Source organism: Bacteroides clarus, assembly GCF_015555825.1.
GTDB lineage: Bacteria > Bacteroidota > Bacteroidia > Bacteroidales > Bacteroidaceae > Bacteroides > Bacteroides clarus.
In genome coordinates this window covers 81,962-106,719 of record NZ_JADNLF010000012.1, presented here as the reverse complement: position 1 = coordinate 106,719, position 24,758 = coordinate 81,962, and the positions used below count along the sequence as shown (strand labels likewise).

The following is a 24,758-nucleotide window of genomic DNA, read 5'->3' as shown; positions in this document are numbered from 1 at the left end:
GGACTATTAATGAATCCGGATAGGCTCAGAAACTATGAAAAATTTCCTTTATATCTGCTTTTTATTCTTGGTGGACAATGTTTTCCTGATGGCTCAGGAGAAAGAAAATAATGAGCAATCTTCACCTTATACAGAGCAGTATATCACGGATATATATATGACTGAACCCGACCGTGCATTGCAATTGCTGGATGAAGCCGAAGAAAAGCGGGCAATGCTGCCTGCCCGGATCAACGACCTGCGGAGCATGGTCTACCGTAATAAGTACCAGTGCAAATTGGCTTTTCGTTATGCAAGACGGGCTTATGTACAGGATTCCGTGGCGAATAATACCCCCGAACATCTACTAAAGATGACGATTGAGTTGGCGGACTTGGCAAGTCTGTTGAGCGAATATGAAGTAAGTAATCGGTATGTCGTTGAGGGCATTCGGTTGGCCAGGAATATGAATGATGAACAGGCGGAAGCTAAATTGCTATTCTGTATGGGAGAGAACAAACGCCGTTTGTCTTTTAAGAAAGAGGCGTATGAAACATTCGATGAGGCTATCCGGCTCTTGAGCGATGCTGACGATGCGTACGGTTTGCGTATGCTTTCTTACTTTTGCGGGGTTAAAATGAGCTTTCTGATAGATGATAATTTGATAGATGATGCCTTGGCGGTAGGCTTGTATCGTCAGGAGTTACTGGATAAAATGGAAAGGACGGAAGGCATGCAGGAAGCTTATCTGGATTTGCAGAAATCATATTTATATTCAAAGTTGGCTTATCTGTATTATCGTTCGGACGATAAGAAAAAGGCGGAGAAGTGCTTTGCAAAATATAAATCCACACAAGCCGCTTCAACTCCCGAAGGTAAATATAATGCTACTCCCTATCTGCTTGTCACAGGACAGTATCGGGAGATACTGGATAATTGTCGTGACTTGAAAGAGCTTTTCAGGGAACAGGATACCATCAATCATCAGTACCGTGGTATTTTGTCCAAAGAAATAATGGCTTATACCAGTTTGGGAGAGTACAAGCAGGCCGCTGAGTTAAGCGCCCTTTTTATTGCTGTGACTGACAGTATACATCAGCGTGAAAAGACGAATGCCGCATTGGAGCTTGACACCTTATACGATGTCGATGAGAAAGAAGCGCATATTGTGGAGCAGGCTTCCCAATTAAGAATAAGGACTGTCTCTTTGATTTTTATCTGTATCTTGGTGCTGCTGGCTTTGTTTTTCCTATGGAAAGTGTGGTTGCAGAATCGGAATATCAAGGATAAGAACAGGGCATTGATGAAGTATATCAATGAGGAACTTTCCGCGCAGAAGAAGAAACAGCAGTCATCGGGAGATACCGAGCCGCTTCTTCCACATCATGAACTGGATACGGAATCTTCCGATGCCGGCCAGGAGTATGAAATCAATAAACTGGTCTTTCAGAAATTGGATTCTCTGATAAGGAAAGATGAGCTTTATCTTTCCGCCGATTTGTCAAGAGAAGATTTGGTGAGAATGGCGCACATGAATAATACCCGTTTTGCCAAAATGATAAAAGAAAATACGGGAACCAATCTGAATGGCTATATCAATGAGCTGCGTTTAAATCATGCCATACAGTTGTTGAAAGAGCATCCCGAGTATACTCTACGTGCCATAGCAGAGGCTTCCGGCATTAACAGCATGCCGACTTTTCACAATCTGTTTAAGAGTAAAACGGGTATGACGCCTTCTGAATTTAAAAAGGTTCAAATGGAGATGGAATAATAAACCGTTGTTATACAGTATTGTAGGACTTTTCTTTATAAACTTTAGGACAATTTTTTATAGTAGGGGTTATTGAAGTAGGATACTTCATAGGGAAATGCTTTCCTTTGCGGTGCAAAACAAGTATTGGATAATCTTTTGTCTAATGCCATGAAATGTACAAGCAAAGGATATAATAGATATATCTTATGAGATAAATAAACAGGAGTTGAAATTGAGTGTAACTGACACAGGGTGTGGAATACCTAAAGATAAACTTTCTACGATCTTTGACCGATTTGAAAAGCTCGACTCTTTTGCACAGGGGACTGGTTTGGGGTTATCGATATGCAAGTCTATTGTAGAGAGTATGGGTGGAATCATAGGCGTTGATTCTGAAATCGGTGTAGGAAGCAAGTCTTGGGTACATCTGCCCTGTTGTCCGCAACTTATTGAGGGATGCCGAAAGGTGTCCTGAGTTCTGTTTATTCTGGGGTCCCGTAAGTCGTTGAGATTTGCGGGACTTTTTTTATTCTTTATAGTATGGAAGCAGAATAGCGAGAGGGATAAAAAATCATTGTGGTATTTGAGTAAATCCGTCCCGCAGGATGAAGAAAAACGTCTTGCGGGACGGATTAATTCATCTCGTGAGATGGGTTGGTTTGTCTTATGGGACGGATTAATTTGTTCCGTGAGAGAAAAAAGAAAATCCTTAATAATTTATGGATTATTAAGGATTTCTTTGGGTGACTGAAGGGACTCGAACCCTCGACATTCAGAACCACAATCTGACGCTCTAACCAACTGAACTACAGTCACCATGTTGTTGCATTTCTTAAATGCGGTGCAAAGATAGGGATAATCTTTGATATTACAAATATTTCGATGAATATTTTCAATAAAAAACAGCTATTTGTTATTCTCATAAATTCCTATATTGTGCCGGGACAGGAGCTTTCGGGAGTTTTTCATAAAGATATTCAAGCGGTTACGGGCTGATTTCGGTAAGCTGTCCACCGGTGCATGGGAGGGATATAAAATGTAATTTTTTTCTCCGGTGAGAGCAGGGCGGCCGGTCCACACTAAGGTGTATCCACACCGGACGACACGGGCGAACGGAAAAGAAAGGGCAAAAGGTTCGAGCGACGGTGAATAGCTTAAATTGTTTTGTAATGGATGGATGGGCGCGGGGAGAGGATATTTCTCAAGTTGCAGCGTAAAAATGAGGCCGCCGTCTGTATTGGCAGCGCTCATGTTGGAAATGAAGTTTCCTAAGGAATAGACGATGACATGTTGTTGATTGCCGTTCGTGCGTAATTCCATAGGCTGGATTACGTGCGGATGCGAACCGATGATATGGGTTACTCCCTGTTCCAGTAACCAGCCGGCAAGTTCGCGTTGCTCGCGGTTGGGGAGTGATTGATATTCTTCTCCCCAATGCATACAGGCTATAATGGCGTCCGGGCGTACGGCCCGGGCGCTATGGATGTCCTTTAGAATTGTTTCTTTGTCGATGTAATTGACGATGTTGGGTGCGGATGGCTTGATTCCATTGGTACCGTAAGTATAGTTGAGTATGGCTATACAGAAACCTTTTTTCCGGATGAAAAGAGGATAGCGTTGTTTACGTTCGGCGGCGTTCCGGTAAGTGCCTGCATAGGGTATGGAAAGGGATTCGATTTGTGTGATGGTTCGTTCCAATCCTGTCTTGCCGCGATCCAGACAATGATTGTTTGCTGTGAGAAGAACATCAAATCCGGCATCCTTGATAGCTTGCAGATATTCGTCGGGCGCACTGAAAGCGGGATAGCCTCGATAGGGTTTTCCACCGAGAGTTACTTCGAGATTGCCTATCGCAATATCGGCACGAGAGATTTCTTCCTTTACGAGAGAGAAATAAGAGGAGTAATCATATGTTCCGTCGGAAGTACGGGCGGCATCTATTTGCGCCCGGTGTTGCATTAAGTCTCCTACAAATAATAGCGTAATCCTTTCCTGTGAGGAAAGGGCTACGCTATATAGTAGAAAGATAAGGGTGATGAGTGTTTTCATCATCCTTATTATTGATAAATAGCTTTCTTGCCTGCCAGAAGTGTGTTCTTCATTAAAGAGACAATGGTCATCGGGCCTACGCCACCGGGTACGGGGGTGATGAATGAGCATTTTGGAGCGACTTCATCGAACTTGACGTCACCGGTCAGCTTGAAGCCGGATTTCTTGGTTGCGTCCGGTACGCGGGTGGTACCTACGTCGATAACGACTGCGCCTTCCTTTACCATTTCCGCTTTTACGAAGTTGGGTTGTCCCAAAGCTGCGATAATGATATCGGCTTCCTGGCACTCTTTTACCAGGTCTTTACTGCGGCTGTGGCAAACGGTCACCGTGGCGTCGCCCGGATAAGCTTTTTGCATCATAAGGGCAGCCATGGGCTTGCCTACGATGTTGCTGCGTCCCAGTACAACGCATTTCTTTCCGGAGGTTTCTATTTCGTATCTTTTCAGTAATTCGAGAATACCATTGGGAGTTGCGGAAACGTAGCAAGGCAGTCCTATGGACATGCGCCCTACATTGATGGGATGAAAGCCGTCCACATCTTTGCGGTAGTCGATGGTTTCAATCACTTTTTGTTCCGAGATATGTTTGGGCAAAGGCAGCTGGACGATAAAACCGTCTACATCCGCATCCTCATTCAGTTCGCGCACTTTCGCCAGTAACTCTTCTTCCGTTACGTCCGCCTCATAACGAATTAGCGAGGATTTGAATCCGCATACTTCACAAGCTTTTACTTTGGCTGCTACATAGGTTTCGCTGCCACCGTCGTGTCCCACAAGGATAGCTGCCAAGTGAGGGCGCTTTCCGCCGCGTGCCACTATATCAGCTACTTCTGCTGCAATTTCCTGCTTAACCTGTTCGGAAATTGCTTTTCCGTCAATTAGTGTCATATTCAATATATCGTATTAGTTATTATTTGCATGGCATTATTCGCAAAAGTAGAGCAAATAACCGAATAAAGCAAAAATCCCGCTGATTTCATTTAATATATGAAATCAGCGGGAGGTATATGCGGGGAGTTTCTTCTTATCTTTTCAGCTTCGGCATCATCTTACCCATTTTGCTGCCGGTCACCATTTTCATCATTTTACGGGTCTGGTCGAACTGTTTCAGCAGACGGTTTACTTCTTGAATGTTCGTTCCGCTACCTTTGGCGATGCGTTGGCGACGCGAACCGTTCAGAATGGCAGGATTACTGCGTTCTTCCGGAGTCATGGAGTAGATAATCGCTTCTATACTCTTAAAAGCATTGTCATCAATGTCGATATCCTTGATGGCCTTGCCGACTCCCGGTATCATGGAAGCAAGCTCTTTCAAGTTACCCATTTTCTTGATTTGCGCAATCTGACTCAGGAAGTCGTTGAAGTCGAACTGATTCTTCGCGATTTTCTTTTGCAGACGTTTGGCTTCTTCTTCGTCATATTGCTCTTGCGCACGCTCTACCAGTGACACGATGTCACCCATACCGAGAATACGGTCGGCCATACGGGCAGGGTGGAACTGATCGATAGCGTCCAGCTTTTCACCGGTTCCGACAAACTTGATAGGTTTGTTTACTACGGAACGGATGGAAAGGGCGGCACCGCCGCGGGTATCACCGTCCAGCTTGGTCAATACCACGCCGTTGAAGTCCAAACGTTCGTTGAATTCTTTGGCTGTGTTTACGGCATCCTGTCCGGTCATGGAGTCTACCACAAACAAGATTTCGTTCGGGTTAATGGCGGCTTTGATTGCAGCGATCTCGTTCATCATTTCCTCGTCTACGGCCAGACGACCGGCTGTATCGACGATTACGAGGTCATACCCTTTTGCTTTGGCTTCCTGTATGGCGTTTTGGGCTATGGCTACCGGGTCTTTGCTGTCCGGTTCGGAGTACATGGGTACTTCGATTTGTTCTGCCAGTACGCGCAACTGTTCGATAGCGGCGGGACGGTAAACGTCACAGGCTACCAATAAAGGTTTCCGGTTCTTTTTGGTTTTCAGCATGCGTGCCAACTTTCCGGAGAAAGTTGTCTTACCGGAACCTTGCAGACCGGACATCAAAATAACAGCCGGCTTGGAATCGATATTGATTTCCGCAGTTTCGCCACCCATGAGTTGCGTCAACTCATCGTGTACGATTTTTACCATTAACTGGCTGGGCTTTACGGCTGTCAGCACGTTTTGTCCTAAAGCTTTCTCCTTAACGGTATCGGTAAAACTCTTGGCAACTTTATAGTTTACGTCGGCATCCAAAAGTGCTTTACGCACGTCTTTCAGCGTTTCTGCCACATTTATCTCGGTGATTTTACCTTCACCCTTCAAAATTTTAAACGACCTCTCAAGTCTCTCGCTTAAATTATCGAACATATTATCTAATTACAATTACTAAATTACAAATTACTCTTATTGAGGCGCAAAAGTACAAAAAATACCTGTAACAGCCTTCTTTTAAGGGCAGAATATTATTACGGCTTGGCGGTAGATTGTTCTGAAGCGTAAAATATATCCGTTTCAAACAATAGGAAGATTAAAATAATGTTGATTCTTTATACTTTTACTTTTTTATTCTTTTCATTATAATAGCATTAAAAAAGAGCGGAATAGATTGTACTATTCCGCTCTTTTTTAGAGTTTGCTTTTATGTCTTATAGGTTTTCTCTTTCGTATAAGAGTTTAACCGTTCATACTCATCAGGAATTCGTCGTTGTCTTTGGTCTTTTCCAAACGGTCTTTTACGAAGTCCATTGCCTCTATCGGATTCATGTCGGCAAGATACTTGCGAAGAATCCACATGCGATCCAGCGTTTGCTTATCTTGCAGCAAGTCGTCGCGACGAGTGCTGGAAGCGACAATATTGACAGCCGGGAAGATACGCTTGTTGGAGAGGTTGCGGTCGAGTTGTAACTCCATATTACCCGTACCCTTGAACTCTTCAAAGATAACCTCATCCATTTTAGAGCCGGTATCAATCAGCGCCGTCGCAAGGATGGTCAGCGAACCGCCGCCTTCAATGTTACGGGCGGCACCGAAGAAACGTTTCGGTTTATGCAGTGCATTAGCGTCCACACCACCGGACAGCACTTTGCCCGAAGCCGGGGAGACAGTGTTGTAGGCACGTGCCAAACGTGTTATAGAGTCAAGGAAGATAACGACGTCATGTCCGCATTCTACCATTCTTTTGGCTTTCTCCAATACGATACCTGCGATTTTTACGTGGCGCTCTGCCGGTTCGTCGAAAGTAGAAGCGATAACTTCTGCGTTTACGGTACGGGCCATGTCGGTAACCTCTTCCGGGCGTTCGTCAATCAACAGCATAATCATGTACACTTCCGGATGATTGGCTGCAATAGCGTTGGCGATATCCTTCATTAAGATAGTCTTACCTGTTTTGGGCTGCGCTACGATTAATGCGCGCTGACCTTTACCGATAGGAGCGAAGAGATCTACTACGCGTGCCGACATGGAGTCGGAATACCCGCCTTTGCAAAGCTTGAATTTTTCGTCCGGGAAAAGCGGGGTAAGATGTTCGAACGGCACACGGTCGCGTACAAAAGCCGGGTCGCGTCCGTTAATCTTGGATACTTTTACCAGCGGGAAGTATTTCTCGCCTTCCTTAGGCGGACGGATAACACCTTCCACTACATCACCGGTCTTCAAGCCGAACAGCTTGATTTGTGATTGTGAAACGTAAATATCGTCAGGGGAAGAAAGGTAATTATAATCGGATGAACGCAGAAAACCATAGCCGTCCTGCATGATTTCCAATACACCGGTCCCTGTGAGTATATCGTCGAATTCGTATGCCTTTTCACGCTCTGCTGCCGGCTTACGCTCGGGGGCGACATAGTTTTCGGTATTGTTCTGTTGTTGTACAGGACGTTGCTGCTGTTGTGCAGGACGCTGGTTGTTATTATTGTTACGATTGTTGTTGTATGGTGTATTATTGTCGCGGAGACGAAGACGGGGGCGTTGTTGCGGTTGCTCTGCTGCAGGAACGGGAGTTTCCGCTTTGGTGGCTTCAAATTTGCCGATGAGCTCCGACGGTAATTCTATTTTTTCGGTTGGCAAATCCTCGATGGGAATGAAGTCGTCTTCCACTTCCGGTAAGATAGGGCTTTCATCCGGTGTAGGTTGGGGAGCTGCGACGGCTTTCTTGGGTTCTGCTTTTTTCGGTTCTGCAGTTTCTGCTTTTGTTTCTGCCGGAGCTACTTTTTTAGGTGCTTCCGCTACGGGAGCGGCCTCTTGTTTTACTTTGCGAGGGCGTCCCGGTTTGCGTTTGGGAGCTTCAGCCTCTGCTGCGGGAGCTGTGGCAACAGCCGGTTCTTTAGCTGCCTCTGCCGCTTGTACGGGAGTTTGTACGGCAGGTGTCTCTTCGGCTTTGCCTTTTGTAAGATCACCGTTTTTATTGGCTGTGAACACCTTGTCGGCTCCTTCTTTCTTGACCGTTACGCGAGAACGTTTTTGCTTGTCCCCTTTACGTTCTTCTTTTAATTTGTCGGCTGCTACTTTCTTGGTTGCTCCTGCAATAGCTTGTTCGTCAAGTATCTTGTAAACGAGTTCTTCTTTTTTGAGAGAGTCTGTTTTTTTGATACCCAACTCTTGGGCAATAGCTTGCAATTCCGACAAATTCTTGTCGTTTAATTGAATAATATTATACATACAGTATATGTGTGAATGGTTTTTACTTATTTGGTAAGTCTACCTTGTAAATTATGATTTAATAGGGATATTTATTATTGAACCGGAAATCTGACTAACAATCCTCACCTCAGTAAGGAGTTACAGAATGTTTCAACGGTGCAAAGGTAATAATTATTTTTGGTTTCATAAATAAATCGTCTTTTTTTTAATTTTAAAAGTTTATCTTTGCTTCATTATTATCAAGAAATAGATTTATGAATATATACGCAGTCCATTTGATTACTTTCTCACCTACCCATACCTCTAAACAAGTAGGCGAGGCAATTGTTCGCGGTACAAGCATTTCCGAAATCACAAAAACAGACTTGACGTTGCGTCCGGTGGGTAAGCTTGAAATTCCCGAAAACACCTTGACAGTGATTACAGTTCCTGTATATGGCGGAAAAGTGGCGCCTTTGGCATTGGAGCGGATGAAAGACATTCATACTTCCGGCGCTCCGGCGGTGCTGGTGGTCGTATATGGTAATCGTGCCTATGAAAAAGCATTGGCAGAACTGGACGCATTTGCATCGGAAAGGGGATTTAAAGTGATTGCCGGCGCTACGTTTGTAGGCGAACATTCGTATAGTACGGAGCAAAATCCCATAGCTGTGGGGCGGCCGGATGCGGATGATTTGCGGTTTGCGGAAACTTTCGGCGCTAAAATAAGGACTAAAATAGAAGCGGCTGCCGATATGGATAAGTTATACGCTGTCGATGTGAGCCGTATTCAACGTCCCCGTCAGGCGTTTTTCCCGTTATTCCGTTTTTTGCGGAAGGTGGTGAAGCTGCGTAAAAGCGGTGTGCCTATGCCTCGTATTCCGGCAGTCGATGCGGAGCTTTGCAATCACTGCGGGTATTGTGCGGCACATTGTCCGGCAGGTGCTATTGCGAAAGGTGATGAGTGCAATACTGATGCGGAAAAGTGTATTCGTTGCTGCGCTTGTGTAAAGGGCTGTCCGCAAAAAGCCCGTACTTTCGATACGCCGTTTGCAGCTTTGCTTGCCGACTGTTTTAAAAGACAGAAAGAAGACAGGATTATCTTGTAGCTTCAGGCGGATTGTATTTGTTTTCTTAAGCGTGCGGATTAAGCAGTCACTTTTATGATTAACGCTTTCCGGGTGTTTTCGTCTATCCGGAATCTGTTGTCTGTTCTTTCGCCTACCAGCCAGATAATGTCGTTGCCGCAACATAATACCCATTGCTGCTCTTTGCGGAGGAGGGAGAATTTGCGGTCGGTCATGTAGTCGCTTATTTTTTTTCTGCCTTTCATACCGAACGGGATAAAATAGTCTCCTTTCTGCCAAAGCCGCAGAGATAGGGGAAACATGAGTTTATCCGCATCGAAGCAGGCGACTGTTTTGTCTCGGGGAATGATGAAGTCCGGGGTAAGAATACGCTCTTCCATGGTTAAAGTGGGTTGTGTGGCTTGCTGACAGGTTTCAATCAGCAGATATTCACGGTCTTTCACTACACGCCAATGCCCTGAGGTAAAAACTTTTCCCGGTTGTCCTTCCAACGCCCGGCATATATCTTCAACTTGAGTTGCATTGAAGCCGAGCGGATATAAGATTTCAAACAATAATGTTTTTGGGGCGGGTTCATGCATCAGGGTACCGATGTGTATTCCCTTTGCTGTCCGTACCCGTTGTATTCCTTCTTCTATTCCTTTTTTATATATGGCGGACGCTTCGTTCAGATGTTCGGCGGTGTTGAGAATACTTTCTTTGACGGACGGATTGATTTCCTGCATCATCGGCAGCAGGTTTAGGCGTATTTTATTGCGGGTATATTCGTCTTGCAGATTGGTGCTGTCCGTTACGTAATCTTGTCCTATACGGTTCAGGTAGTTGATGATTTCGTTACGGTCCAGGCAGAGTAAGGGGCGTACGATGTGTCCGTTCTTGGAGCGTATTCCCCGTAGTCCGTTGATACCTGTGCCACGGATTAAATTCAGCAGAAGGGTTTCCACACTGTCGTCCTGATGGTGAGCTACGGCGATAACGTTGGCATTGCTTTTTGTCCGTATTTTCTCGAACCATTCGTAACGCAGCTCCCTTGCCGCCATTTCGATGGAGATGTGTCGTTCTTCGGCGGTACGTAAAGTATCGAAGTGGATGGTGTGTAGCGGAACTTGGCGCTTCGCGCATAATTGGCGGACAAATGTTTCATCTCTGTCGGATTCTTCACCGCGAAGGTGGAAATTGCAATGAGCAGCTTCGCATTCATAACCCAACGTTTGCAGTAAGCACAATAGAGCAACGGAGTCTGCACCGCCGCTTAGGGCGACGAGTATTTTGTCCGCAGGCATGAAAAGCTTTTTCTGGCTGATATATCGTGCTACTCTTTCCTTTTCCATAGGGGCAAATATACATGTTTCTTCTTGAATTTTATTATTTCTGTGCAGAAACGTTGTTTTCCTTTATGTCTCTTATTTAAAAACATTCTAAATTATTTGTGCTGTATGAACTTATCTTTTATCTTTGCGGCAAAAATAAAGAAAGGCAGAAAGACTATGCGTTTATCCGAATTAAAAACCGGTGAAAAAGGTGTAATCGTTAAAGTGCTGGGACACGGCGGTTTTCGTAAGCGAATTGTAGAAATGGGTTTTATCAAGGGAAAAACCGTAGAGGTGTTGCTGAATGCTCCTCTGAAAGATCCTATTAAGTATAAGGTAATGGGATACGAAATTTCCTTGCGGCGCCAGGAAGCCGAGATGATTGAAATCGTCGGTGAAAAGGAAATGTGCCGGGAAGCCGTGCAACTCGATTATCACAAAGGGCTGAGCGAAGATATGCGTTTGGGAGAAGAAGAACTGAAACGCATTGCTTTGGGAAAGCGTCGTACCATCAATGTGGCTTTGGTAGGAAATCCCAACTGCGGTAAAACATCTCTTTTCAATATAGCCTCGGGCTCGCATGAGCACGTGGGAAATTACAGCGGTGTCACCGTAGATGCCAAAGAAGGTTATTTCGATTTCCAGGGCTATCACTTCCGCATCGTGGACTTGCCGGGCACTTATTCGCTTTCTGCTTATTCTCCCGAAGAAATTTATGTCCGCCACCACATTATCAACGAAACTCCGGACATCATTATCAATGTAGTGGACTCTTCCAATTTGGAGCGTAACCTGTATCTCACTACCCAGCTGATTGACATGAATGTACGTATGGTTATTGCGCTCAATATGTACGATGAGCTGGAAGCGAGCGGAAATACGTTGGATTATGTAAAACTCGGCCAGCTGTTCGGAGTGCCGATGCTGCCTACTATCAGCCGTACCGGAAAAGGGATTGAACAACTGTTCCATGTTATCATCGATATTTATGAAGGAGGTGACTTCCTGGATAAGAAAGGCAAGGTGCGTGCCGAAATTTTGAATGACCTGCGTAACTGGCATAAAGAATATGTACCCGACCATGACTTTGGTACTCATAAAGAGGAAAAGGAGCATCCGGTGGGCTTTTATCGCCACATCCACATTAATCACGGACCGGAACTGGAGCGGAGTATTGAGGAGGTGAAACGGGTTATCAGTGTCAACGAGAACATACGCTATAAATACTCTACCCGTTTTCTGGCTATCAAACTGCTGGAAAATGATGATGACTTAGAGGATACGGTAGAGGAATTTCCTAATGGAAAAGAGATTCTTGAAGTCCGCAATCGTGAGGAGCAACGCCTGCGCAATGCGATAAACGAGGATAGCGAGCAAGCTATTACAGATGCCAAATATAGTTTTATCTCCGGTGCGCTGCGTGAAACTTATGTGGACAATCATGAGGATACGGCACGTACGACACGCGTGATAGACTCCATCGTGACACATCGTGTATGGGGATACCCTATCTTTTTCCTGTTCTTGTATCTGATGTTTGAAGGAACATTCATACTGGGAGATTATCCCATGCAAGGTATTGAATGGCTGGTTGGGGCATTGGGAGATTTGGTGCGTGATAATATGTCTGAAGGTCCGTTGAAAGATTTGTTGGTCGATGGTATTATCGGCGGTGTAGGCGGGGTGATTGTCTTCTTGCCTAATATCTTGATTCTATATTTCTTTATATCATTAATGGAGGATTCCGGATATATGGCGCGTGCGGCTTTCATTATGGATAAGATAATGCATAAAATGGGGCTGCATGGCAAATCTTTTATTCCTCTGATTATGGGATTCGGTTGTAATGTGCCGGCTATTATGGCCTCGCGTACCATCGAAAACCGAAAGAGCCGGTTGGTAACCATGCTCATTAATCCGCTGATGTCGTGCAGCGCACGCCTGCCTATTTATTTACTGTTGGTAGGGGCGTTTTTTCCGAACAATGCCAGTTTGGTGTTGTTAGCAATCTATGCCATCGGAATTTTGCTGGCGGTAGTTATGGCGCGGCTTTTCTGCCGTTTTCTGGTGAAAGGAGACGATACGCCGTTTGTAATGGAACTTCCTCCTTACCGTATACCGACATCCAAGTCCATTTTCCGTCATACATGGGAAAAAGGCGCGCAGTATCTGCGCAAAATGGGCGGTATTATTATGGTGGCTTCAGTTGTGATATGGGCATTGGGGTATTATCCTAATCATGATGCGTATCAGGATGTGGCGGAACAGCAGGAAAATTCTTATATCGGCAGGATAGGTAAGGCTGTGGAGCCTGTGATAGAGCCGTTGGGCTTTGACTGGAAGTTAGGTATCGGTATTCTTTCCGGAGTAGGAGCCAAGGAATTGGTGGTGAGTACGCTGGGAGTGCTATATGCAGATGATGCCGAAGCTGATGCCGTAAGCTTGGGCGAACGTATTCCGATTACGCCGTTGGTAGCCTTTGGCTATATGGTGTTTGTGTTGATATATTTTCCATGTATTGCTACGTTGGCGGCCATTAAGGGAGAGTCGGGCAGTTGGAAGTGGGCTTTGTTTACGGCAGTGTACACTACTGCACTCGCATGGGTAGTGTCCTTTGCCATTTATCAGATAGGAGGATTATTTGGATGAATAATTGGCAGAATTGGGCGGTAGCTCTCATCTTGTTGTTGTGCATTGTCCGTATAGGGCAGAGTGTTTATCTTTTTTTTCGTAAAGTGAAGGAAAAACGTAATCCTTGTGAGAATTGTGCAACTGGCTGTGAATTAAAGCGGTTGTACGAGAAGAAACGTTCCGAGTGCAGTGATGAGAGAAAAGAAATAAAGAAAAATTGTTGCGGATAGTTGGTAGTTCCAAAAAATGTACTACCTTTGCATCCGCAAACGAGAAAGATTGGTTCCTTGGATGAGTGGCTTAGTCAGCGGTCTGCAAAACCGTGTACGGCGGTTCGAATCCGCCAGGAACCTCAAAGAAGACTCCGAAATATCCGAATGTGATATTTCGGAGTTTTTCTTATAATATAAAATAGCCGGCATAAAGTTATGCCGGCTATTTTATATTATAAGAAGATATTTAGAACATCGGTAACTGATAGATGAATCCTACCGATACCCTGTTGGTGGAATAATTCTCTTGTCCAAGCGCTTTGGCGCGAGCTGTGAAATCATAGGAGCGTCCTACGTAAGTAAGGAAGAAGTGTAAGTTTGTATCCATGGGATAGAACTCCACACCGGCAAAGTAGCCCCATGCAGTACGGTATTTGCCTTTCTCTAAATCTCCTTGTTGCTTGGTAAGAGATGCTGTTTCGTACATTCCTTTTACAAAAGCATTCCATTTGGGCAGGAAGCGATAGTTCAACTTGGTTACCATTGAAAAATACCCGGCATCGGAAGCGTTGTGACCTTCCATGCTGCCTGTAATTCCCGTCATGATTCCTTTACGGTCAATACTTTCTCTTGAATACATGAAGTCGAGAAACATATTGAACTTATTCAAGTTTAATTCATTACCGAATGCGTAATAATACATATTCCTGTCTTTAGCCTCATTCATAACGGAAGCAGACCAGCGTGTTTTGAATACGTCATTGAAATTACCGTTCCAGTTCAGGGTATACACAAGCGGAAGTTTGCCCGATTCTATTGTAGGGAGCTCTCCATCTTCGGTTTCAACTCCGTATGTTTTGTTGAAAGAACCATTACGGCTGTCCAGGATTTGCAGGTTCAACTGCTGGTTGGAGTTAATGTCATATCCGATATTCAAACCGGTCATGAAGTTGCTCATGTTCTCAATCATATCGCTATACTCGTATATTTCGATAGGATTCAGGTCGAACTCGATACCGCCGTATGCGGCACATTGTTTACCGGCAAAGATAGAAAAACCTTTTCCGAGTTTCACGCCGATTCCGGCAATGTCGATGGAGGTAGGAAGATTGTCGATGTTTCCGCTGCTGTCATTCGAACGGTTCAGACGTTGTCTGTACCGATATGAAAGCCAGTTGTTGATGTTTCCTTTGGCTTCAATGCGAAGTTGCCTCATTTTGAAAGCTCCTTCTTCAAAGCCGTCGCGGAAGTTTGCATCGAAACTGCCTTGCATATTGAGGAATAAATTGAACTTATCCTGTTTTTTCTTTACGTTGGTAAGTTCTTCAAACAGGGTTTTATTCTCAAGGAACTTCTCACTCTTCTCCGTGTTCTGAGCGTACATGCCTTGTGCGCAACCCGCTATCAGGAGTATAAATGTTAGTTTCTTTATCATGTCCATCTGTTTTTAGTATTCGTTGAAGTATTCTTGAATCTGTTTCCAGTCGTTGGTCTTGGTCAATGCAAGCATTAGCAGAACACGTGATTTCTGAGGATTTAACTCCTGTGATGCGACAAACTGATACTGCGCATCGTTTACTTCCGCATCAAGAGAAGTGGGACCTGTCGGTACTCTTGATGAACGGACAACAAGAATACCCTTCTTGCGTGCATCCATTAATACGGGGAATATATTCTTATGGATGTTTCCATTGCCTACTCCTGCATGAATGATACCCTTATAGCCGTTGCTCAGCATCGGAGTAACCATATCGGCTTCGATATTCGAATAGCTATAAACGATTCCTACTTTGGGAAGTGAGTTCAAATCGGTAACATCAAATACGGAGTGGGTGGTATGCTTCTTTACGGACGACATATTATAGGTAACCTTACCGTTCAAAACATAACCGAGTGCACCTGCGTTGGGAGCTTGGAATGTTTGTACGTCAACGGTATTCATCTTCAATACGCTTGCGGCGCCAAGTACGCTTCCGTTCATTGCCACTAAAACGCCTTTACCTTTGGATTCTTTAGCTCCGGCCACAACGACGGCATTGTATAAATTGAGAGGTCCGTCGGCGCTGATGGCGGTGGATGGGCGCATTGCTCCGACTAAAACGACCGGTTTGTCGCTCTTGACCGTCAGATTGAGGAAATATGCCGTTTCTTCCATTGTATCGGTTCCGTGAGTAATGACGATACCGTCAATATCGGAGCGTTTCAAAAGCTGGTTAATCTTCTTTGCAAGAATCAGCCAAACATCATCGTTCATATCCTGTGAGCCTATCTTGACGATTTGCTCACCTGTTACGTTAGCTATATTCTTCAGTTCGGGTACGGCATCAAGCAAAGTGCCGATAGCCACCTGTCCGGCAGTATAGTTGGTGGCGGTTGCAGACGCTCCGGTTCCGGCGATGGTTCCACCGGTGGCAAGGATATGAATATTAGGCTTTTGTTGAGCGAAAGCCATTGCTGCAGAAAACAGTAGCATAACGGCTACCATACTAAGTCTTGCTAATTTTTTCATAACTTACATTGTTTAAATTAAAAAATAGGTTGAAGTATAATATCTCAGAATATTTGTATGAATAACAATCCCAGCGCTATGGCAACTACCGTAGAGACAATACCGGGCATCATAAAGGAGTGATTAAGTATATACTTGCCGATGCGTGTTGTTCCTGTGCGGTCAAAGTTGATAGCCGCGACTACGGTAGGATAGTTCGGTATGAAGAAATATCCGTTTACGGCAGGGAACATGGCTATCAGCATATACGGCGATATGCCCAAAGCGATGCCCAGCGGTACTAAAGCGCGTACCGTGGCTGCCTGGCTGTACAACAAGATGGACATAACGAATAAAGCGATACCGAACAACCAGGGCATCTGGCGCACGATTCCTTCAATAGAGGCGGTCAGTTGCGCCATATTGCCATTCAAGAAAGTATCGCCCATCCAGGCAATACCGAAAATAGCGATTACGGCCTGCATTCCGGCGGGAAAAACAGAACCCTGTGTCGCTTTTATTCCATCGGTTTTGGTAACCAACAGAATAAGGGCGGCTGCCGTAAGCATGATGATTTCGATAATGGCGGACATGCCTAAAGTGACTGTTTTTCCATCAATCAGGAAAGAAGGGCGCATACCCTCAAACGAACCGAAAAGAACAATGAATGCGGTAGCAAGGATGAATATAAGTACCGAAATCATGGCGTGGCGTTTGTTTTTTACGTCATCAATCTTCACCTTTCTGCCATCGAAGTATCCCTCTGCCATGCGTTTTTGATACTCAGGGTCGTCAATCAGTTCTTTTCCCACACGCATGGAGCACAATGCTCCGACCAGCACGCCGAGAATCGTCGCAGGAATCGTTATTTTGAGTATATCGAATAAAGTGATGTCGAATCCGGCGAGCAGGCCAAGCAGTGCCACCGTGGCTGCCGAAATAGGACTTGCCGTGATGGCTTGCTGTGAAGCGATAACCGCAATACCCAACGGACGCTCGGGTCTGATTTTGGTTTCTGTCGCAACTTCGGCTATGACGGGAAGGACAGAGTAAGCAACGTGTCCTGTTCCTGCTACGAAAGTAAATAAATAAGTTACGATGGGACTGAGGATAGTAACCTGTGACGGATTTTTGCGTAGCAGCTTTTCCGCCAATTTTACCATATAGTCAAGTCCGCCGGCCGCTTGCATACAGGAAGCCGCGGAAATAACGGCGGCAATCATCAACATTACGTCGATTGGTGGCGCGGTAGGTTGTAAGCCGAATACAAAAGTCAATATACCTAAGCCTACACCACCCATTACTCCAAGACCTATGCCACCTAAACGCGCACCTATGATAATAGCGGTCAGTACAAATAATAATTGTAAGATCATATACTTGTTATTTAAAAATTAAATAAAGGCTGTTCCATTACTTTAATATTGGCTAATTTCTGAAAATATCTTTTATATAACAAGAAAAGGGGGTAAATGTGTTGCCTGTATTACTTTATATTTTCTAAATAAAACATATATTAACTAAATATAGATAAACTTCTGATTTATTCTTATGGTTTACAATTTGTCATATTAAGTATAGAATTATGTGTAATATTTACTTGTGATTAAAGTTTGTTAACTTAATAATAAGGCATAGTGTTTACAAAACATTTTATGCTATCTTTGGTTATTCTTTGGTAACCGCTTATAGAAATGGTTAATAAATATATATTATGAAAGAAGAACTATCAAAAAAAACTCGCACAGAAAGTGATTTGATCGGCAGCCGTGAAATACCGGAAACTGCCATGTATGGAGTACAAACCCTCAGAGGTATCGAAAACTTTCGTATCAGTAAATTTCATCTGAATGAATACCCTTTGTTCATCAATGCTCTTGCTATCACTAAAATGGGAGCGGCTGTTGCCAACTTCGAGCTTGGCTTACTTACCGAACAACAGGCGGATGCTATTCTTGAAGCTTGTAAGGAAATACTTGAAGGCAAGCATCATGAACAGTTCCCGGTAGATATGATTCAGGGCGGAGCCGGAACCACTACCAACATGAACGCCAATGAGGTAATCGCCAATCGCGCTCTTGAAATCTTGGGACATAAACGCGGTGAATATCAATATTGTTCGCCGAACGACCACGTCAATCGCTCACAGTCTACCAATGACGCTTATCCTACCGCCATACATATAGGAATGTACTATACACATCTCAAGCTGGTGAAACACTTTGAGGAGTTAATCGATGCGTTCCAGCGCAAGGCGGAAGAGTTCAGGCATATCATTAAAATGGGACGTACGCAGTTGGAAGACGCTGTACCTATGACACTCGGACAAACATTCAATGGCTTTGCCAGTATCTTACGCGATGAGATAAAGAACCTGAACTTTGCGGCAGAAGAATTCCTCACTGTCAATATGGGAGCTACCGCCATCGGTACGGGCATTACGGCAGAGCCGGAATATGCGGAGCGGTGTGTAAAGGCTTTGCGGAAGATTACCGGATGGGAAGTTAAGCTATCCGCTGATTTGGTGGGGGCTACTTCGGATACTTCTTGTCTTGTAGGCTATTCTTCGGCGATGCGGAGAGTGGCGGTGAAGATGAACAAGATATGCAACGACCTTCGTCTGCTCGCATCCGGGCCGCGTTGCGGACTGGGAGAAATCAATCTTCCTGCCATGCAGCCGGGTTCCTCTATAATGCCGGGCAAGGTAAACCCCGTTATCCCCGAAGTGATGAATCAGATAGACTACAAAGTAATAGGCAATGACCTTTGTGTAGCCATGAGCGGTGAAGCCGCGCAGATGGAACTGAATGCGATGGAGCCTGTTATGGCGCAATGTTGCTTTGAGTCGGCCGATTTGCTGATGAACGGATTCGATACCTTGCGTACTCTCTGTATCGACGGAATCACCGCTAACGAGGAAGTATGCCGCAGCTATGTACACGATAGTATCGGTGTGGTGACCGCGCTGAATCCGGTTATCGGTTATAAGAACTCTACCAAGATAGCCAAAGAAGCCCTCGAAACGGGAAAAGGCGTTTATGAACTGGTTCTGGAGCACAACATACTTTCCAAAGAGGATTTGGATACCATCCTGAAGCCGGAAAACATGATTAAGCCTGTGAAGTTGGATATCAAACCTAATATTTAAAGGATGGCGCTCCGGAGCATAAGGTTCCGGAGCAGCCTGCGTTAAATATTCGCAAAGAGTTTATGCTCTATTTGTTTTCTTATGGCTAATTAGCTTCTTTTGCGGCAGGAAATTTGTTTATGAATACTTAAAAAAGCGAAGAAGATGAAGCAACTCAGATTATGGCTGCTCGGCCTGTTTGCATTATGCGGCATAGCGGCTGTGGCACAGGAAGCAAAAGCGGACAGTACCGGTTATATTGTGAAAGTGGGGCAGACGGCTCCCGATTTTACCGTAACGCTGACGGACGGCAAAACCGTTAAACTTTCCGATTTCCGTGGCAAGGTGGTGATGTTGCAATTCACTGCCAGTTGGTGCGGCGTATGCCGTAAAGAAATGCCTTTTATCGAAAAAGATATATGGCAGAAGCATAAGTCCGATCCGGACTTCATGTTAATGGGGATCGACCGTGACGAACCGTTGAATAAAGTCATCGCTTTTGGCAAGTCCACGGGTGTTACCTATCCCTTGGGACTGGATCCGGGCGCTGATATTTTTGCCAAATATGCGTTGCGTCAGGCTGGTATCACCCGTAATGTGCTGATTGATAAAGAAGGGCGCATCGTGATGCTTACCCGTCTTTACAATCCTGAGGAGTTCTCCTCTCTGGTCAGGAAGATTGATGAACTTCTGAAATAGCTTTCTTCCGGCTTCCGGTTTTAGAAAGAAAAGCTTGTGCCGGCATTTAGCGACATCATGATGTCGCTTCCCTGCACGTTATCCTGCATCAACAGTTCCTTTCCGTAAATGCGGATTTTGGGTTCGAGGAATACTTTGAAGCGGCGGCTCACTCGATAAGAGGTGTGCAGTCCCGCTTCTCCACCGATAAAGAAACGGCTTTCATGCTGCATCCGTACGGATGCCACTACTCCGGCAAATAGCTGTATGTCGTATTTGCGTTCAGGGTCGTATCCCGTCATCAGGTTGGTAAGATTCAGCATATAGTCAAGGCTTCCGCTTGCCATATCATATTTCACGGTTTTCCCTTTCAGGTCTGTGGAAAGAGGCGTGTAGTCCGCTCCTAAACGGAGCGACGATAGCGGAGTAAAGATGCGTCCCGCGTTTATCATGGCCTGATAGCCAAAGTAGCGTTTCAGTTCATACCGCTTCATCTGTATGGGGGTGGAGAAACCTATTGCGCCGCTCACGAAGAAGGAAGGTCGAAACAGTTCCCGGTTCAAAGAGCGTGCCATACGGTTCTCCTCGTCGGCACGCCGTATCTCGATACCTACATTGATGCTGTACAGATTGTCTGTGAACTTTTTGGCCACATATCTTCCTTCTTCTTTTTCGCTGGTCTTTAATGAATACGATGCCAGGCTGGTACGTGGTTCCACAAACAAAGAGACATCCCCAAAGAGCCTGTATTTAAGTTGCACCCCGCCCGTAAAGCCCGTATACCCGCCTTTCGCGGGGCGATAACCGTTCTCCTTCAAGATATATCCCAACTCACCGCCGGCCAGTACATTGACGGAAAACTTGGGATTCACCTGCCGGCCGTTAAAGAAATACGTGGCGTCCAGCATACCTTCCAGACGTCCCCCCGCATATGCGGACATCTCATAGAATTCTTCACCGGCGGAACTTGCCGAAGAAGCGGTTACTTTTTTGTGCCAGGTATCGGAGGATTTGAATGCCGATAGCCGCAAGCCGAATGCGGGTATCAGCCATTTGCCGGCGGACAGGCTGATGTGCGGCCCGACGGAGTTCACCAATCCTATTTCGCTTGTCAGGCGGGAAGCCTGTAACTGTCCGCCTGCGGCAACGCTGACAAAGGTATTGTCCAAAAAGCGGTTTCCTTCCAATATGCGTATTTTGCCGAAAGGCTTCCATGCTTTCAGGCGGTAGTTCATGCCCACTGTCGCGCCGTAGGTCATATCGTATTTATGCCAGTTCTTTTGAAAAGAGTGGTCTATGCCGTCACTCATAATGGTGAAGCGCGGTTCCAGATAAAAGTCCACATGCGCGGTAGGGTGCAGCTTCAACTGAAAACCTAAGTGCAGGTCGGCCACATGCTCCGTCCTGCCGGCCAGCGAGGACAGTTGATAACCGACTCCCGCTACGGTCAGGAACTCGAAGATACGTCCGGGATTATAGCCGTTGACGTAGGACGATACGTTTAACAGATAGTCCGCTTGCAACCCGAAGCGCATTAAGGTTTCGTTATCTATTTTGCGGGAAAAGTTGCCGGCGAGCAGTGAAGCCCGCAGGGCATGCGCGGGAGAGAACTGCCAGCTGGCGGCAATACCGCCCGCAGGGCCTGTATTGAAATCCGTGTTTCCGCGCGGAATCATTTTATCCATACCGCCGAATAAGGAGATATACACATTGTTCTTCCATAACGTATCGAAAGGAACGGCGTCCGGATGCTGGTAACGTTTTTGGAACATCTGCCGGGTAGCGTCGAATCCTGCGCTGACCGTATCTTTAGGATGCGCTGTTCGGGGAGAATTGTCGCTGCCTTGCTGCTGGGCAAAGGCGGCGGGTATCGTTATGCTCAATACAATCAATATTATCGGTAGCTTCTTCATGGTTTTCAGCTCTCTATATCCGTTTAATAAAGTTTCCAGTCACCCTGGTCGTAATATTCCATAAACTCTTTACTGATTTCGCCGTCATTAACGGCTATTTTGTAGTATTTCTCATCCAGTTTGACGATTTCTTCCAGTTTCTTGCAGGCTTCATCAAAATCCAGGGCGTTATCGTAGCTCCATTCATACAGTTTCTTTTCCCGGATGTAAATCACCAGCTTCATGTACTTTGTCATGGCCGTTTCGGGCAGCGCGTCCAATGCTTTCTCCGCTTCTTTATTGTAATTGTCCGTTTCCATGGCCATGCACATTACGATATTATTGAGCGGTGACGACTCTTTCACTGCTTTGAATACCTTTTTGCGTTCCTCACCCTCTTTCACGGTGGCTGCGCCCCGGTAGTCGTAGTAGCCGCCCAGACAGTTGGCAAACGCCTTTATCATCTGGAAACGCTCGGTGTCGGGAAGCTTGTCGGCAAGGATGCTGGCCTCTTCAAAGTTATAGGCGCGTATGTACATCGCGAGCTGGTTGGCGACGATTGTTTCGGGGTTTACTTCGGTCTTCGTTATGCTGATGCCGTCGTTGAACGAATCCACCATGTTCACTTTTCGTTTGAGGTCAATCAGGGGTTTCAGTATCTCTACATCGAAAGTGTCCCTGCGCAACAGCGCTATGGCAAGGTTGTTGGCCGCCAGAATCCACGGCTTTTCTTTCCCTTTCGCGTCGTATGCCATTGTCTCCCTGTAAGCGCGCCGATAGAGCTTTTCCGCTTCTTTCGGCTCTTTTATCATTTGGAACAAATGCCAGTACTCGTAGCGTGTGAATGACTTCTTGCCGTCGGCATATTGCGGGTCGTGCAAGTATTTGTCCAATATTTCGTCCGGGTTCAGCTCACGGAATATTTCATGTTTGTATTCGTACTGCACGGTACGTAGCTTGGGCAGCCGCTCTTTGATGACGGTGGAGTAATAGGGCAGGCGTGATACGGCGGCAAATTGCGCATCGGGGTTCTTGTATTTCCCGGTGATTTCCCTTATCTCCCGCGCTTCCGCGGTGAGGCTGTCCCGCTCCAGCAAGCAGGCTACCTCATTCCAGGTGGCGACACGCGTTTCCGTGGGATGCTTATACACCCGGCTCCATTTGGCGGCAGGTATTACCGAAGTGATTTTTTGGAGAGCGAAAGCCGTTCGTTGTTTGGCGAGCGCCAGATTGCCGGCATAGCGTCCTTCGGGAGACGATACGCCGGTAATCTTAAATTCTTTCAGCGTGGTGCCCTCGCCGTTGACGATGCCCATCAGGTCTTCCTGCAATTTATTCATCTGCACCACGTTGGCAGAGTCCGCCGGATCCAGTTCGGCCTTGCCTACGAGGAATGTCAGCGAGATATTGCCCGCCGTATTCCGGCGTTCGCGTCGGGGCGTTTCTTTGTATTTATCGGGGTCTAATTCGAAATCGGGGAATGAGAACTCCAGAAACTGCAAAGGGCGTTTTATTTTGCAGGTAGTCATTTTCCATTCCGCTTCGTAAGTGGAGTGGGTATAATCGGCTATAATAACTTTGGACAATACGCTGTAAATGCGTCTGGGGTCGGGCACGGGCACTGAGTCGTTGATGTCCAGATTGAAGCGCGTGGCATCCAGCTGGCGACGGGTATTGATGAAGGGCGCCAGTTTGTCGTTCTTTATGTCGTAGGCCATGCGGCGGTCTTGCGTCAGTCCGTATTCGGGGCCATCCATGACGGTGGGGTCCATGTAGCTCACCACCTCTTCGGTGGTACAGTCCATGATGTAAGGCTGCATGATGAGCCGGCGGTTGGGAGCGCCGTAATTGCTGGGAATGGCTACCGAGTTGTTTACAATCAGCTTGTTTCCCACTATTTTCCCGGCTACGGGGCGGGGCTGCGGATTCGGGTTCTCAGCCACGACTTCCACTTCCTCAAGGGCGATGCCGCCGTCGATGTTGGCATTAATCTCCTGCTTGTAGTTTACCTCGCGCAGTTCGTTTTTCATTTGTACGTTAAAGATAAGCGCGCCGTTTTCCGCCACGCGTATTTCGTAGTACCCGTCGGCGCCTGCCACGGCGTCGGCATCGAAGAGCAGTGTCCCGCCACCGCCGGTTTCGAGCGTTTTCAGAGCATCGCGTGCGGAGGCTACGGTGTTGAAAGCGAAGATACGCACGGTTTCGCCCATGGGGAAAGGCCTCGGTTTCTTTTCGCCTTCGGGCAGGTTCAGCACTTTGCCGGACACGATGGAGATTTGCTGCGCCATGATTGATGCGGAAAATGAAACCATAGCAAGACAAACGGCTGATGTTATGATGAAATGTTTCATGGCGGTTGTTCTTTATTTGAAGATATAGGACACAGAGACACCTATCTTGATAGGCAATAGTTTGTAACCGTTGGCGTTGGCTTGTGCCGTTCCGTCGGTGTAGTCTGCTATGTTGTCGTTTTTGTAGTATTGTTTTTGCTTGAAGTATACGGCGCCGAATCCGCCGTAAAACTCTACGTTGAGGCGTCTGCTCAGATTCAGCGCGTAGCCGAACGTGATTCCGGCGCCGGCGGCATCACCCTGATAGATACGCTCTCCCCATGTGATGTCGTAGGAAACGCCGAGGGCGGCTATTCCTACAAACTCCCGTGTCATGGGGCGTCCGTTGAACCAGTAACGGTATTCGGGCAGAAGTCCTATCATTTTGGCTTTGTTGCCGTAGATGTTGATTGCGCCGAAAGCCGAGATGTCGATACTGCTCCGTTCGCCTACAACGAATTCGCAGCCGATGTTGGGAGCCATGGCGGCAAGCATCAGTCCGTTGGTTTTTACCGCCAGTTGCTGGGCATGCAGGGCAGGAGCGCTGCACAGTATCAGCAGAAAGAAGATACTGCTTGGAAGAAGTGTATGGTGATGGGTTTTCGGCATATCGGTG

At 46.2% G+C, this 24,758-nt stretch carries 17 protein-coding genes, 2 tRNA genes and 1 pseudogene; 8 read left to right on the top strand and 12 right to left on the bottom strand.

From position 1 onward, the window contains the following. Nucleotides 1-34: 34 nt before the first annotated feature. Nucleotides 35-1,753 (top strand): helix-turn-helix domain-containing protein, encoded by a 1,719-nt coding sequence (locus I2F54_RS13375; RefSeq protein ID WP_195501438.1) that lies wholly within the window; start codon nucleotides 35-37, stop codon nucleotides 1,751-1,753. 120 nt (nucleotides 1,754-1,873) lie between these two features. Next, nucleotides 1,874-2,210 (top strand): annotated as a pseudogene (locus I2F54_RS13370) (ATP-binding protein); the annotation flags it as partial. Between the two features lie 267 nt (nucleotides 2,211-2,477). On the opposite strand, the gene I2F54_RS13365 reads toward I2F54_RS13370, so the two are convergent. The 5 genes from I2F54_RS13365 to rho form a co-directional block, all read right to left on the bottom strand. Further along, a tRNA-His gene (locus tag I2F54_RS13365) sits at nucleotides 2,478-2,551 on the bottom strand. A 90-nt stretch (nucleotides 2,552-2,641) separates the two neighbouring features. Continuing rightward, nucleotides 2,642-3,784, bottom strand: a complete 1,143-nt coding sequence (locus tag I2F54_RS13360; protein ID WP_195501463.1) for a CapA family protein — start codon at nucleotides 3,782-3,784, stop codon at nucleotides 2,642-2,644. An 8-nt stretch (nucleotides 3,785-3,792) separates the two neighbouring features. After that, entirely contained in the window at nucleotides 3,793-4,674 is an 882-nt protein-coding gene (gene folD, locus I2F54_RS13355; RefSeq protein ID WP_009121550.1) for a bifunctional methylenetetrahydrofolate dehydrogenase/methenyltetrahydrofolate cyclohydrolase FolD, read from the bottom strand. Between the two features lie 136 nt (nucleotides 4,675-4,810). Next, a complete protein-coding gene (ffh, locus tag I2F54_RS13350) occupies nucleotides 4,811-6,133 on the bottom strand; it encodes a signal recognition particle protein (protein ID WP_009121551.1) in 1,323 nt (440 codons plus the stop codon). A 306-nt stretch (nucleotides 6,134-6,439) separates the two neighbouring features. Next, entirely contained in the window at nucleotides 6,440-8,425 is a 1,986-nt protein-coding gene (rho, locus tag I2F54_RS13345; protein WP_195501437.1) for a transcription termination factor Rho, read from the bottom strand. Nucleotides 8,426-8,661: 236 nt separating this feature from the next. Here rho and I2F54_RS13340 point away from each other — a divergent pair, with 236 nt between their 5' ends. After that, entirely contained in the window at nucleotides 8,662-9,495 is an 834-nt protein-coding gene (locus I2F54_RS13340) for a 4Fe-4S binding protein (protein WP_118047666.1), read from the top strand. A 38-nt stretch (nucleotides 9,496-9,533) separates the two neighbouring features. On the opposite strand, the gene tilS is transcribed toward I2F54_RS13340, so the two are convergent. After that, nucleotides 9,534-10,805, bottom strand: coding sequence for a tRNA lysidine(34) synthetase TilS (gene tilS / locus I2F54_RS13335; RefSeq protein ID WP_195501436.1), 1,272 nt, complete (start codon nucleotides 10,803-10,805; stop codon nucleotides 9,534-9,536). Between the two features lie 156 nt (nucleotides 10,806-10,961). Here tilS and feoB point away from each other — a divergent pair, with 156 nt between their 5' ends. The 3 genes from feoB to I2F54_RS13325 all read left to right on the top strand — a co-directional run bounded on the left by feoB (nucleotide 10,962) and on the right by I2F54_RS13325 (nucleotide 13,768). Then, nucleotides 10,962-13,433, top strand: a complete 2,472-nt coding sequence (feoB, locus tag I2F54_RS13330) for a ferrous iron transport protein B (protein ID WP_195501462.1) — start codon at nucleotides 10,962-10,964, stop codon at nucleotides 13,431-13,433. Next, nucleotides 13,430-13,645, top strand: coding sequence for a hypothetical protein (locus I2F54_RS16225; protein ID WP_009121556.1), 216 nt, complete (start codon nucleotides 13,430-13,432; stop codon nucleotides 13,643-13,645). Before feoB ends, I2F54_RS16225 begins: the two co-directional genes overlap by 4 nt. A gap of 51 nt (nucleotides 13,646-13,696) precedes the next feature. Next, nucleotides 13,697-13,768, top strand: a tRNA-Cys gene (locus I2F54_RS13325). A gap of 106 nt (nucleotides 13,769-13,874) precedes the next feature. On the opposite strand, the gene I2F54_RS13320 is transcribed toward I2F54_RS13325, so the two are convergent. From I2F54_RS13320 to I2F54_RS13310, 3 genes are read right to left on the bottom strand one after another with little or no spacing between them, the layout of a single operon-like run. Further along, on the bottom strand, nucleotides 13,875-15,059 hold the full coding sequence (locus tag I2F54_RS13320) for a porin (protein WP_195501461.1): 1,185 nt from the start codon (nucleotides 15,057-15,059) through the stop codon (nucleotides 13,875-13,877). A gap of 15 nt (nucleotides 15,060-15,074) precedes the next feature. Beyond that, complete coding sequence (gene ansB / locus I2F54_RS13315; protein ID WP_009121558.1) at nucleotides 15,075-16,136, bottom strand: L-asparaginase 2; 1,062 nt, start codon at nucleotides 16,134-16,136, stop codon at nucleotides 15,075-15,077. Between the two features lie 44 nt (nucleotides 16,137-16,180). Next, nucleotides 16,181-17,491 carry an anaerobic C4-dicarboxylate transporter family protein gene (locus I2F54_RS13310; protein ID WP_009121559.1) on the bottom strand — a complete coding sequence of 437 codons (1,311 nt, stop codon included), beginning with the start codon at nucleotides 17,489-17,491 and terminating at the stop codon, nucleotides 16,181-16,183. A 338-nt stretch (nucleotides 17,492-17,829) separates the two neighbouring features. Between I2F54_RS13310 and aspA the strand changes: the two genes are divergently transcribed. Both aspA and I2F54_RS13300 read left to right on the top strand, forming a co-directional pair. Then, nucleotides 17,830-19,263: an aspartate ammonia-lyase gene (aspA, locus tag I2F54_RS13305; RefSeq protein ID WP_009121560.1), complete on the top strand. Its 1,434-nt coding sequence runs from the start codon at nucleotides 17,830-17,832 to the stop codon at nucleotides 19,261-19,263. Nucleotides 19,264-19,407: 144 nt separating this feature from the next. Beyond that, nucleotides 19,408-19,941 carry a TlpA family protein disulfide reductase gene (locus I2F54_RS13300; RefSeq protein ID WP_009121561.1) on the top strand — a complete coding sequence of 178 codons (534 nt, stop codon included), beginning with the start codon at nucleotides 19,408-19,410 and terminating at the stop codon, nucleotides 19,939-19,941. Between the two features lie 20 nt (nucleotides 19,942-19,961). Here I2F54_RS13300 and I2F54_RS13295 read toward each other — a convergent pair whose 3' ends face one another. The 3 genes from I2F54_RS13295 to I2F54_RS13285 form a co-directional block, all read right to left on the bottom strand. Then, nucleotides 19,962-21,833 (bottom strand): outer membrane insertion protein, encoded by a 1,872-nt coding sequence (locus I2F54_RS13295; RefSeq protein WP_195501435.1) that lies wholly within the window; start codon nucleotides 21,831-21,833, stop codon nucleotides 19,962-19,964. Nucleotides 21,834-21,856: 23 nt separating this feature from the next. Then, a complete protein-coding gene (locus I2F54_RS13290; RefSeq protein ID WP_195501460.1) occupies nucleotides 21,857-24,100 on the bottom strand; it encodes a hypothetical protein in 2,244 nt (747 codons plus the stop codon). A gap of 75 nt (nucleotides 24,101-24,175) precedes the next feature. After that, nucleotides 24,176-24,751, bottom strand: a complete 576-nt coding sequence (locus I2F54_RS13285) for a DUF3575 domain-containing protein (protein WP_022219651.1) — start codon at nucleotides 24,749-24,751, stop codon at nucleotides 24,176-24,178. Nucleotides 24,752-24,758: the final 7 nt, after the last annotated feature.

Coding starts and splice junctions, on each gene's coding strand:
- rho (WP_195501437.1), bottom strand. CDS start 8,425: ATGTATAATATTATTCAATTAAACGACAAGAATTTGTCGGAATTGCAA.
- I2F54_RS13290 (WP_195501460.1), bottom strand. CDS start 24,100: ATGGCGCAGCAAATCTCCATCGTGTCCGGCAAAGTGCTGAACCTGCCC.
- ffh (WP_009121551.1), bottom strand. CDS start 6,133: ATGTTCGATAATTTAAGCGAGAGACTTGAGAGGTCGTTTAAAATTTTG.
- I2F54_RS13285 (WP_022219651.1), bottom strand. CDS start 24,751: ATGCCGAAAACCCATCACCATACACTTCTTCCAAGCAGTATCTTCTTT.
- tilS (WP_195501436.1), bottom strand. CDS start 10,805: ATGGAAAAGGAAAGAGTAGCACGATATATCAGCCAGAAAAAGCTTTTC.
- I2F54_RS13300 (WP_009121561.1), top strand. CDS start 19,408: ATGAAGCAACTCAGATTATGGCTGCTCGGCCTGTTTGCATTATGCGGC.
- I2F54_RS13375 (WP_195501438.1), top strand. CDS start 35: ATGAAAAATTTCCTTTATATCTGCTTTTTATTCTTGGTGGACAATGTT.
- folD (WP_009121550.1), bottom strand. CDS start 4,674: ATGACACTAATTGACGGAAAAGCAATTTCCGAACAGGTTAAGCAGGAA.
- I2F54_RS16225 (WP_009121556.1), top strand. CDS start 13,430: ATGAATAATTGGCAGAATTGGGCGGTAGCTCTCATCTTGTTGTTGTGC.
- I2F54_RS13310 (WP_009121559.1), bottom strand. CDS start 17,491: ATGATCTTACAATTATTATTTGTACTGACCGCTATTATCATAGGTGCG.
- I2F54_RS13295 (WP_195501435.1), bottom strand. CDS start 21,833: ATGAAGAAGCTACCGATAATATTGATTGTATTGAGCATAACGATACCC.
- I2F54_RS13340 (WP_118047666.1), top strand. CDS start 8,662: ATGAATATATACGCAGTCCATTTGATTACTTTCTCACCTACCCATACC.
- I2F54_RS13360 (WP_195501463.1), bottom strand. CDS start 3,784: ATGAAAACACTCATCACCCTTATCTTTCTACTATATAGCGTAGCCCTT.
- ansB (WP_009121558.1), bottom strand. CDS start 16,136: ATGAAAAAATTAGCAAGACTTAGTATGGTAGCCGTTATGCTACTGTTT.
- feoB (WP_195501462.1), top strand. CDS start 10,962: ATGCGTTTATCCGAATTAAAAACCGGTGAAAAAGGTGTAATCGTTAAA.
- aspA (WP_009121560.1), top strand. CDS start 17,830: ATGAAAGAAGAACTATCAAAAAAAACTCGCACAGAAAGTGATTTGATC.